Annotated in this window: 10 protein-coding genes; 6 read left to right on the top strand and 4 right to left on the bottom strand. The window is 60.4% G+C overall.

Features of this window, described 5'->3' with window-relative positions:
* Nucleotides 1-506: 506 nt before the first annotated feature.
* The 4 genes from B5483_RS22460 to B5483_RS22445 all read right to left on the bottom strand — a co-directional run bounded on the left by B5483_RS22460 (nucleotide 507) and on the right by B5483_RS22445 (nucleotide 7087).
* Nucleotides 507-1460, bottom strand: a complete 954-nt coding sequence (locus tag B5483_RS22460) for a DUF6607 family protein (protein WP_079732121.1) — start codon at nucleotides 1458-1460, stop codon at nucleotides 507-509.
* Between the two features lie 23 nt (nucleotides 1461-1483).
* Nucleotides 1484-3691, bottom strand: coding sequence for a TonB-dependent hemoglobin/transferrin/lactoferrin family receptor (locus B5483_RS22455; RefSeq protein ID WP_079732120.1), 2208 nt, complete (start codon nucleotides 3689-3691; stop codon nucleotides 1484-1486).
* A gap of 250 nt (nucleotides 3692-3941) precedes the next feature.
* Nucleotides 3942-5921, bottom strand: a complete 1980-nt coding sequence (locus B5483_RS22450; RefSeq protein WP_079732119.1) for a BCCT family transporter — start codon at nucleotides 5919-5921, stop codon at nucleotides 3942-3944.
* A 431-nt stretch (nucleotides 5922-6352) separates the two neighbouring features.
* Entirely contained in the window at nucleotides 6353-7087 is a 735-nt protein-coding gene (locus B5483_RS22445; protein ID WP_079732118.1) for a metallophosphoesterase family protein, read from the bottom strand.
* Nucleotides 7088-7430: 343 nt separating this feature from the next.
* Between B5483_RS22445 and B5483_RS22440 the strand changes: the two genes are divergently transcribed.
* From B5483_RS22440 to B5483_RS23040, 6 genes are all read left to right on the top strand, one after another.
* Nucleotides 7431-7712, top strand: coding sequence for a type II toxin-antitoxin system RelE/ParE family toxin (locus tag B5483_RS22440; RefSeq protein ID WP_054944952.1), 282 nt, complete (start codon nucleotides 7431-7433; stop codon nucleotides 7710-7712).
* Nucleotides 7712-8014 (top strand): HigA family addiction module antitoxin, encoded by a 303-nt coding sequence (locus tag B5483_RS22435; RefSeq protein WP_176168181.1) that lies wholly within the window; start codon nucleotides 7712-7714, stop codon nucleotides 8012-8014. Before B5483_RS22440 ends, B5483_RS22435 begins: the two co-directional genes overlap by 1 nt.
* A 209-nt stretch (nucleotides 8015-8223) precedes the next feature.
* Nucleotides 8224-8469 carry a BrnT family toxin gene (locus B5483_RS22430; RefSeq protein WP_054944950.1) on the top strand — a complete coding sequence of 82 codons (246 nt, stop codon included), beginning with the start codon at nucleotides 8224-8226 and terminating at the stop codon, nucleotides 8467-8469.
* A complete protein-coding gene (locus B5483_RS22425) occupies nucleotides 8466-8753 on the top strand; it encodes a BrnA antitoxin family protein (RefSeq protein ID WP_079732117.1) in 288 nt (95 codons plus the stop codon). Before B5483_RS22430 ends, B5483_RS22425 begins: the two co-directional genes overlap by 4 nt.
* A 404-nt stretch (nucleotides 8754-9157) precedes the next feature.
* Complete coding sequence (locus B5483_RS22420; protein ID WP_079732116.1) at nucleotides 9158-9607, top strand: hypothetical protein; 450 nt, start codon at nucleotides 9158-9160, stop codon at nucleotides 9605-9607.
* 2 nt (nucleotides 9608-9609) lie between these two features.
* Nucleotides 9610-10284, top strand: coding sequence for a hypothetical protein (locus B5483_RS23040; RefSeq protein WP_139384134.1), 675 nt, complete (start codon nucleotides 9610-9612; stop codon nucleotides 10282-10284).
* The last annotated feature ends 221 nt before the right edge of the window (nucleotides 10285-10505 follow it).

Genomic DNA, 10505 nt, shown 5'->3' with positions numbered 1-10505 from the left:
TTGGCTTTCACAAGCTGGCCCCATTGATCGATCTGCCCGCGGATGGCCCGCTCATCGACGCCAGTGTCGACAGCGGCGCTATCGTTCAGCGCGGCGGCACCGTCTGCAGGCGTCTCACTCGCTTGGCACGCGGCCAACAATGCCGGGAGAATAAGAAGCAATATGGATTTGGTCATTACCCCCTCCTTTTTGCAGTCCTCCCCATAGCACCGACACCGCCGTTCGCGCCAGCGGCCGCTTGGCTCCCGTCTCGGCGGATCGCGAGCCTGGTTATCGCAACCAGAAGCGGAAACTCACTGACGGCAGCAATCGACATGCAAAGCCTAGGGTTGGGAGTTGGCGGACGTAGTATCGCGGCCGGTCAGGCGGCAGGTTCAATGCCGCAACCGGACAGCTAACGTGAGTGAGAATCGCGCCACAACTGCTACCCTTCGCACACCGGGAACTTGCGCAGGCATGGTGGGACATCCGGGTCAGGCGTCGCCAATGCCTGACCCGGATAACATTCAAAGCTTGCGGGTGTTCTCAGTAATCAGCTTGCGCGCGCCGGCAATGGCATCGCGCAACTTGACCTCGCCATTATGCAGGTCATCAGCGAGTTGCATCAGCCTGCCGCTGATCACCGTGCCAGTTGCCGCTTCCTCGGCCACGCCGATGCCGCCCTTCTCACTGGCAATCCGGTCCCATTCGGCTCGCACGGCGGCCCAGTATTCGTCCGCAGCCTTCACGTTATAGCCGTCGAAACGGGTGTAGGTGTTGAGGACATATTCCTGCACGATCGGCACGAGCTTTCCGTCCTTGATCCCCATCTTGGTGTTGTCCTGCCAGTGGACCCAACCTTCAGGCGTGTTCTGGTGGCGATTGATGACATAGTAGCGGTCATAGACCGGATTGCGCACTGCATCGCGCCGGGCGAGCGGCCGCCAGGTCCAGCTGGAGCGCCAGCGCCGCACACCGCCCTGAGTTTCGAACTGTCCCCACCCGCCGTAGCGCGGGCTGTCGTCGACTTGCCAGACCGTCTGCGACCAGCGACCGCTGCGCATCTTTTCGGGCACGTCCTCCCATTTCCAGGTGTTGCGATCAGCATATACCAGCACCTTGGCGGGTTCGTAGTCCCAGTCCTGCCGCCAGTGCTTGATTACCATGTCCTTTCCTTCGTGGTTCACGACGAGAAGGTGCTGCAACACGATCCGGCGGCCGGTGTCCTCGACCACTCGCACGATTTCGTTCCCCCCGGAAACCTTGGCTTCGAGAGGGGTGTAGGCAGCATCCCAGCGCGTCGACTCCTGCATGTCGAAGCGGACCTTGAAATTGCCTGCCATGGCAAGAATGTCGGCGCGGTCCTGTTCGAAGCTGGCCGCGGCCTGCTCCGCCGCGATCGGCGGATGCGCGGCAGCGGGCGATACGGACATGGTGAAGGCAAGCAGGCTTGCGCCCATTGCACAGGCGATACGATTCATCGGAAAGCTCCAGGGTTCGGTGATCAGAAGCGGTGGGAGAGCGAGACGCTGGCGTTGCGTCCGGGCTGAGTGAAGGCGTCGGTGTTCGTAGCGGTGCTGGAAAGCCCGCGGACATCCGACCACCAGGCGTATTTCTGGTTCAGCAGGTTGAACACGCCTGCACGCAGGGTAAGCCCCTCCATCAGGCGCGCATTGGCAACCATGTCGACGATCGTGAAGGCTGCAGGCCGATAGCAGGCTGGTGTGCACAGGCCGGTAGTCCGCTCCTGCTCCTTGCGGGCGCTGTGCGTCATTATCAGCTGCCCGCCAAAGCGCCCTGCCGGATCGCGATAACCCAGACCCATGACCAGCTTGAGCGGATCGACCGTGGACAGGGGCGTCCTTCCGGCATCGGGTGCAATGACATCGCCATGGGCATAGGACAGTGCAAGATTGGCGTAGAGGCCGCTCCTTGCCCTCGCCTCGAACCGTGCTTCGGCTCCGTGCACGTTGACCCGGTCGAGGTCGACGAACTGGAACACCGCCGGATTGGCCGGAGTGAAGGCGCCACCTACCACTTCCTGGCTGATGAAATCGCGATAGCGGGCTGAAAATGCGGTCACGTCAAGGCTGACTGCCTGGCCGCCCAGGCGTATGCCACCTTCGAGGCTTTCACTGCGCTCTGGCCCGAGGTCGGGATTGGGCGCCGATATGTAGCCATGCGCCAGGTTCCCGAAGAACTGGTTGACCTGTCCCGGTTCGGGCGCCTTGAACCCGTTGGCATAGTTGGCAAACAGCCGCACGGCTTCAGACAGCTTCCACACTGCGCCAAGCTTGGGTGACAGACGGGATTCCTGCTGTCCGGCAGCGGCAAACCCTGGCAGCAGCGTGTCACGCTGAGAGGAAAGCTTGTACCAATCGAACCTCAGCGCGGGATAGAGCGTCAGGCTACCGAGCGTGATCTGGTCGCCGATAAAGCCCCCGGCGCGGATGAAGTCGGTGGTCGGGAAGGCACGGGTCGGGAACGTCTCGCCTGCCGGAGGGACTGTGCCATCGCGCAGGCCACGCTGGCGAGTGGTGTCGATGTCGGCCCCGAACACCAGCTGGTGCGTGAAGCCGCCGGTGGCAAAATCAGCCCGCGCATCGGCAGCAAAGCCCAGCACGCGATTTTCGAAGGTGTTGATTCTCTCGCGGTCGACCAGCGGCGTGCGGTCCTCGTCGGTGAACTGGCGATCCATCGCATCCTGCCAGAACACGGCGGCCCGGGCGAAGCTTATCGGCCCATCACCCTGCCACGACCAGTCGAGCGTCACCCGCTTGCGATTGCCGGTGTCGGTTCCGGTCAGCAGTTCGACGGTCGGGCTGAGGCCGGTCAGGCCTTCGGTGAAGAGGTAGGTATCGAGGTACTCCCCGGTCAGCCGCAGCTTGTGGCCACCGGATGGCTGATAGACGATGCGTGCCAGCACCGCATTGGAATGGCCATCCTGCGGATTGGGTTCGGTGCGTGTTGCACCCGTTCCACCAACGGTTCCGCGATTGTCCATCTCGGCGAAATCACGCCGGGTATAGGCGGCCATCGCGGACCAGTCGCCACTGCGCCCGGCAAGGATTGCCGTCTCCTCGAACTCGTTGTCAGCGCTCGCGAAAGAGGCGCGCACCAGACCGCCGATCGACTTGCCTCCCTGAAGGAAATCCGCAGGATCTGACGTCGTGAAGCTGATAGCGCCCGCCAGGCCGTCGCTGCCATAGAGCGCTGACGAGGGTCCGCGCATGATCTCGACCGATTTGATCAGGCCCAGATCGACATAATCGCCACGCCCTGCACTCTGTGCGCCGAAGCTGAAGCCATCCGGCACGCGCACGCCATCGACCTGGATCAGCACGCGGTTGCCGCCGATGCCGCGAATGTTGAAGCCTTCGTTGCCTGCCCGCCCGGTTGACGATGCCGCTGCATTGAAACGCGCGGGCTGGCGCTGGACGCTGATGCCCGGCTCGAACCGGACAAGATCCTTGATGTCGGTAACCATCTCGTCGGCGATCTGCTCGGCGGTCTTGATCGAGACGGCCACCGGAAGATCCTCGATCTTCACCGGGGTCAGCGTTGCCGAGACCACGATCTGGTCCTTGCGCGCCAGCCAGTCGACCCAGAACTGCCCGTCGTTGTCCTGCGCCAGCGCGGGCGTTGCCCCTGCGCCAAGAGCGGCAGCAACCGTGGCCAACTGCCTTACCCCACGCCGCTGGTCCCAACGCATGTTCCTTAATGACAACTCAATGCCCCTTACTGCGAATGATTCGCAGTAAGGGGCACAAAAAGGAGGAAACCATGCGCATCTTCACAATCATGAGGCTGCTAGCCGCCCCCGCCTCAGATCTTTGCGTCGCGACAGGGATCGGCTCACTTCCGTCCCAAATCCTTGCGCATCGAACAATAAGGTTGGTACGTCAGTCGCGATCCTTGGGATCAGGCTGCGCGTTCGTTTTGACCCCCGGAACTTTCAGTCCTCAAGCCAGACGGCGTAAATGACGGAAGGCGGCGTAACGGCCCACGATCTCGTGGATCAGCTGCTCCTGCGTATAGCCGGTCACGTCATGGGGCTGGTCGTCCTGGGGACTTTGCGCCATCGCGCGGTAGTGGAGCTTCTCTCCCCTTTGCGCCTTGCGGGTTTCGGCCCAGGCGAAACTGGGGGTCCGGAAGCTGCGCAGTTTCACGCTGTAGCTGAACCCTCCCCGGTCGCCATGATCGACGGCGAGGGTGATGTGGTCGCGCGCGCGGGATATTTCTGGCGCGAAGCCGGCCGCGCCCATTTCCGCTGCCACGGCGTCGAAGGCAGGCGATGCCGTACCTTCGATGAATGAACGCACTTCGGCTTCCTTGTAGAAGTGGACGATGCTGGCAAGGCGCTGCTGCCAGCCCAGTTTCTCGTCCATTTCGCCGGCGACACCCGACAGGTCGAGGCCGCCAGCCTCCGGCTCGGTCTGGAGCGCGCGCAGCAGTCCATAGCAGATGAAGATCATGACGACCGCAAAGGGCAGCGCGCTGGCGATGGCGGCGGTCTGCAGCGCGTCCAGCCCGCCCGCCAGCAGGAGCACCGCCGCCACCGCGCCGGCGCAGACGGCCCAGAACACGCGCTGCCACACCGGGGTGTTCTCCGACGCACCCGAAGTGAGCATGTCGATCACCAGGGCGCCCGAGTCGGCCGAAGTGACGAAGAAGGTGATCACCAGCAGCGTCGCAAGACCCGATGCCAGCGTGGAGAGCGGCAAGTGCTCCAGCACTACGAACAGGGCGACGGGCATGTTGTTGGCCACCGTATCGGCGATAGGAGCAACGCCGCTCATGTCGAGGGCGATGGCGGTATTGCCGAAGACTGTCATCCACAGGAAGGTGAACAGCGCCGGCACGAGCAGCACCCCGGTCACGAACTGGCGGATGGTGCGCCCGCGCGAAATGCGGGCGATAAACATGCCGACGAAGGGCGACCAGGCGATCCACCAGCCCCAGTAGAACAGCGTCCAGTTGCCCAGCCACGGATTCGGCTCATAGGCGTACATGCGGAAGGTCCGCTGCACCACGCCGCCAAGATAGGCGCCGATGTTCTGCACATAGGCCTGAAGGAGGAAGACAGTAGACCCGGCCAGAAGCACGAACAGAAGCAGCGCCACGGCCAGCACGATGTTCAGTTCGGACAGGCGCTTTACGCCCTTGTCGAGCCCGGCCACGACCGAAAGCGTCGCCATGCCGGTAATCGCCGCGATCAGGATCAGTTGCACCGTGCTGTTGCCGGGAATGCCGAACAGGTAGCTGAACCCCGCATTCACCTGAAGTACGCCGAGGCCAAGCGACGTCGCCACGCCGAACATGGTGCCAAGCACCGCGAAGATATCGATCGCATGACCGATCGGCCCGTAAATGCGCTTGCCGATCAGCGGGAACAGCGCCGAGCGAACGGTCAGCGGAAGGCCACGGCGGAATGCGAAATAGGCCAGCGCCAGTCCGACGACGATGTAGATCGCCCAGGCGTGCAGGCCCCAGTGGAAGAACGTCAGCACCATCGCCTGGCGCGCGGCATAGACCGTCTTGCCTTCGTCCACCGGGGGCAGCGCATAGTGCTGCATAGGCTCGGCTACGCCGAAGAAGATCAGGCCTATCCCCATTCCGGCGCTGAACAGCATCGCGAACCAGGACAGGTAGCTGTATTCCGGCTCGCTGTCGTCCGGGCCGAGCTTGGTGTCGCCATAGCGGCTGAACATCAGGTAGAGCGCGAAGATCAGAAAACCCGCGACGGAAGCGATGTAGAACCACCCGAAGTCATGTACGATCCCGCCCTGCAGGGCGGTGAACAGTGTGCCCGCCCGCTCGGGGAACAGCGCGCCGAAGGCCGCGAAGGCCACGATCAGTGCCGCCGAGATGAAAAACACCGGCGCATTCACCTGCATGCGCGGCGCGGACGCGATGTCCCCGGCTTCCAAAGGTTCGTCCATGTGCCATGTCCCCCTGCGAAAACGGCTAATGTTCAGGAACCATCGGCGAGCGACTTTGTTTCTGCGCTGCGTCGGCCTCTGCGCTGGCATTGGTGCTAACGATGATCCTCGTCGTGATGCCCGCCCGCAGTTTGACGAACGACACACGGGCAGGCATCGCGAACGCGTCTCGAGACGTGGGCCGCACCAGGCAATCTGTCTTGGCACCGCTTTAGCGAGATAGAAGCCGGCCACGCCAATTCGACGGACGTTAGGCCGTTCGGAACTCGCTAATCCGCGAACGGGCGGTCGCCCGATAACCTCAGGATAACGGAAGGGCAGGTTTCGGGAGGCAGAGGGCGGTAGTTGCCGTCCCGAGAACGATCGAATTTCGGGAATGTGCGCGGTTTCCCGAAACCCCGTCAGTCGCGGAACATTGCGATTGTTCCTGATTAAACGCGACCGGTACGCAAAGCTCTGGACCAGTCGAAACGGCCATTGGCCTCGGCGTCGCGAGCGGCTTGCTCCCAATCATACTCCACGGACAGAAGCTGCGCTGCCCAGCCACCGTTTTCCTTCGACAGGACCGCATAGCGCGCATGGGGCGATCCGCTCTCGACCAGATGCGCATAGGGCCGATCGTCATCATAGGCCGGAAGACCGACGCTGCCCGGATTGACGATCATGCGTCCGTCATCGAGCGTCATGATGCGCTGAAGGTGTGTATGGCCGCAAAGGATCAGAGCCGCATCGGCGCTGCCTGCACGTTGTTCGACTTCTTCGCGAGTGGCTTCGCGGAGCCCGTCTTCCGTCACCGTCTCTAGAAAATACGTAAGGTCGCTGTCCGGCGTGCCGTGAACGAGCAGCACATCATCGGTCAGGCGCATGGTCGGAGGCAATGCCGCGAGCCAAGCAAGCTGCTCAGGAAGCAAGGTGTCAGCTGCATGGCGATCGGACAATCCCATGCGCTCACGGGACTGATCCGTGAGTTGGCGCTCATGGTTGCCGCGGATCGTAGGCAATTCGAGAGACATCAGTCGATCAGCGGTTTCACGCGGGAACAGACCGCCCGAGCAAATATCTCCGAGGTTGACGATCTGGTTGACCTGCCGGGTAGCGGCGTCGGCAAGAACTGCCTCAAGGGCAGCGATATTCCCGTGAATGTCAGAAATCACAGCGATTTTCATCGCGGTGTCCTACAGGGACAGTCGGCCAATCGTAACCCCCAAACCTCAACCGTTCCCGACTTCGGCGGCTTCCGGATTGGGACCCTCGGTCATGACTGGCCGGTTCCAGGAGCGCGTGCCGATCTGCTGAACGGCCGGGCCGGGGCGATTCCGCAAAGGCAGCTTCCGGACTAAAAGTTTGAAAGGCGGTCGATCTGCAACGCGCCCATGCCGGTCATTCGAGGGCCGATCTCACGCCCCAGGAAGCGGCTCGTCGGCTATCTCTTGCCGGTAGGGTCGATCAGGGTCTTCCTGTGTCAAGCGACGGTTGACGAATGGCGTTGTGTCGCGTATAGCTTGACGCGTGGAAATCGAAAGCATCACACACAAAGCGCTTCGCAAGATGTTCACCACTGGGTTGACCAAGGGCGTTATCGAGCATCGCCGTGTGATCAACATGCTGCAATACATCGTGGATGCGGGTTCGTTTGATGAACTCGCGATTCCCCCGAATTTCGGCTTCCACCCGCTTACCGGGGAGCGGGCAGGTACATTCGCCATGACCGTCACCAAGAACTGGCGGCTGACGTTCACCAAGGTTGACGAAACAACCATCGCCGACCTCAATTTGGAGGATTATCACTGATGGCTCTGCAGATGCATCCTTCGCTCCGTGTCCATGTAGGGGTCTGGCTCAAGGAAGAAATCGTGGATCCTTCCGGCTACACGACCAAGGACTTGGCAAAGCACTTCGGCGTTTCGCGCCAAGCCCTCAGCACCCTGCTGAACGGGCATTCGTCGATTTCAGCTGACATGGCGATCCGCTTCGAAAAGGCATTCGGGGTCAAGGCCGACACGCTGCTTCGCATGCAGTCGGCCTATGACCTCGCTGGCGCACGCGCGCATGAAGATGAGATCAAGGTAGAACGGATTGCACTAGCAGCGTAGCGCCCACGCCAGTCGCTTCAGGGCAAATTTGTCGCCCCCGAGATACGACCGTCCGGTTTCCTGCCGACTATGTTCGCCAGTGGGGCCGCCGGCAAGATGTTCAAGGGGCTGCGTCGTCTGAGGAATCGAAAGATCGATCCTGACGCCACGGTCAAATTGTCGTTACAAAAAGCGATTGACGGTCAATCAAATCGTAACTACAAAAAGCTATGATAATCGTATGGGATGAACCGAAACGGCAAGCGAACCTCGTCAAGCACGGGATCGACTTTGCCGATGTGGGTGAAGGGTTTTTCCTCTCCGCCTTGGTCATCCCTGCGAAGGACGGACGCTTTGCCGCCATTGGTGAGATGAATGGCACAATCACGGTAATTTTCGCTGTGCTGGGTACCGAAGGCGTCTCGATCATCTCTGCCCGCCCGGCCAGCATTATGGAACGGAGGCTCCTGCCATGACCGACCCGAAACATGCCGCTCCCGAATACACTAAGGCCGATATGGACGCGGTCAGCGATAACCCTGAATGGACAGCCGAGGATTTCGCCAAGGCAAAGCCTTTCGCCGAAGCCTTCCCGAATCTCGCAAAGACGATTCGCGCACGCGGCCCACAGAAGGCCCCGAAAAAGGTCAGCACCACTCTGCGCCTTTCACCCGAGGTAATCGAGCATTTCAAATCCGGCGGCCCCGGTTGGCAGTCACGGATCGATGCTGCCCTCAAAGATTGGGTGGCAGCGCACTGAGGCCGATTGGCGCCCATCCAAGCCGTTCGACAGCGATTTTGTCGTACCTGGAAGTGGAAATTCAGATTATGACCGGTCCTGGGACTTCGCGACCATCGCGTCGGAGCAACCCAGCGTTGTTTTCGGTGCTACACGAGACCAAACTCACCGTCCGTTAGCGCCGACCCTGCAGCAATACGGCGCCTCGATGTGATCCGGAGTGGCTTCGGCTATTGTAATCTCAAGACGAGACCAGAAATTCCATCCATTGAAAGAGCAACAGCGCCCTCCTATAAGAAGCAAAAATTTGGGGGGCATTTATGAAAAAAATACTTCCGGCAATCATTTCGCTTTGCTGCTGCACGAGTGCAATCGCGCAAGAGCAAGATGTCCGACCTGTCATTTGGAACAACTTGCGGGTCGGCATGACCAAAGCCGAGGTGAAGGCGCTCTATCCGAAGAGGCTCGTACCTTTATCCGAGGGATGCCACGCGGTAGTCTCAACCGAGTATGGAACCAAGGGCCTAACTAGGGTCAACCTCGAATGGTCCATTCGCGACGACTCCACTAAGAAGTGTGGAGAGATGGTCACGAATACTCTGCTGGAAAAATATGGAGAGCCCTCCGCATCCGAGCGTGAGATAAAAGAAAATGATTGCGGTAGCCAATACGCGTCGGGGTTGGCCGGAAAATTAGCCGCGCTTTGCAAAAGCATGGGTGGCGAAGGGCCGGAGTATTTCCAGTACCATCGATGGCTCATCGACGGGATCGAGATCACCATCAAAGTGGATGCAAAGGCCGATGACCCTCACTGGTGGGCCGTATACCGGCCTATTGAAGGAACTTCTTCGACCGAAGCCGCTGCAAAGCTCTAATTGTGCTTGATCGCTCGGTTTTAGCCGAATTATGGCACGAACGCGCTAAGGTCACGCGTGAGAATATTTTTGGGACCGCGGACGCGCAGTTGCGTCCAGTGTCGTCGGCGTCTGAGGCGGATGTCGCCGTACCAGGAATGGTCGGGGGGGATTATCAAGAAAAAGGCTTGGCAATAGTCTCCGTCAACCCCGCTGGTGGAAAGGACAACTTCCGCCCGACATCAGGTGACGCTAGACTGTATCAGGCTGTGAAAGAATTTACGATTTCTGGTGAACCCAGCAAGTTCGAGGAAGTGAATGAAGCATACTACCTTGGCATGCCCTCTTGGGGGCCGCAATGGGTGCATGTGAATGCCATCTTGGCGGCTTCGCGCCAGAACTTGCGTCAAGTCGCGTACCCTTACCTCGTACCCTACCGCACTCGGGGAGACAGCGGCAGTACGCTAAAGAAAAATGTTATCGATCGGGCATATCGTGCTGGATTTGCGGAAACTCTTCGCGCGTTGAAGCCCAGCCTGGTCGTGCCAGTCGACCGCCACTCCGAAGCCGCAGTCTATCGGGCAAAAGCGGCATTAGGGCTATCGTTTGATATTATCTATTATACGCGGCAGCGAAACGCTCATGCAGCCCGGGCAGCTACGCTGAAGATGATCGCGGCTTCATTCGATCAACGCTGATCGGGGCTCGACACGGAAAAGGCGCCTGAGAGCTTCCCAAGCGCCTTCCAAAGATCATTCGAAGGAAAATGACCGGCGGGAATGTCGATGGCTGCCGGAATAGCGAACGGTCTGGACGTGTGGAGCGTAAGCGCGAAATTCCGCGCACCTGTTCGGTTGAGTGACGCGGTGTGAAGGATGTGTCCACCAAGGAAGAGGTGGACACATGGAGATGGCACCGA

The organism is Novosphingobium mathurense (assembly GCF_900168325.1).
Lineage (GTDB): Bacteria > Pseudomonadota > Alphaproteobacteria > Sphingomonadales > Sphingomonadaceae > Novosphingobium > Novosphingobium mathurense.
The sequence above is the reverse complement of the archived record's forward strand: the minus strand, read 5'-3'. Positions and strand labels throughout refer to the sequence as shown.

Excerpts from the sequence above, each read along its gene's own strand:
- B5483_RS22460 (WP_079732121.1), bottom strand. The coding sequence starts at position 1,460 with ATGAATCGTATCGCCTGTGCAATGGGCGCAAGCCTGCTTGCCTTCACC.
- B5483_RS22455 (WP_079732120.1), bottom strand. The coding sequence starts at position 3,691 with ATGCGTTGGGACCAGCGGCGTGGGGTAAGGCAGTTGGCCACGGTTGCT.
- B5483_RS22450 (WP_079732119.1), bottom strand. The coding sequence starts at position 5,921 with ATGGACGAACCTTTGGAAGCCGGGGACATCGCGTCCGCGCCGCGCATG.
- B5483_RS22445 (WP_079732118.1), bottom strand. The coding sequence starts at position 7,087 with ATGAAAATCGCTGTGATTTCTGACATTCACGGGAATATCGCTGCCCTT.
- B5483_RS22435 (WP_176168181.1), top strand. The coding sequence starts at position 7,712 with ATGGCTCTGCAGATGCATCCTTCGCTCCGTGTCCATGTAGGGGTCTGG.
- B5483_RS22430 (WP_054944950.1), top strand. The coding sequence starts at position 8,224 with ATGATAATCGTATGGGATGAACCGAAACGGCAAGCGAACCTCGTCAAG.
- B5483_RS22425 (WP_079732117.1), top strand. The coding sequence starts at position 8,466 with ATGACCGACCCGAAACATGCCGCTCCCGAATACACTAAGGCCGATATG.
- B5483_RS22420 (WP_079732116.1), top strand. The coding sequence starts at position 9,158 with ATGACCAAAGCCGAGGTGAAGGCGCTCTATCCGAAGAGGCTCGTACCT.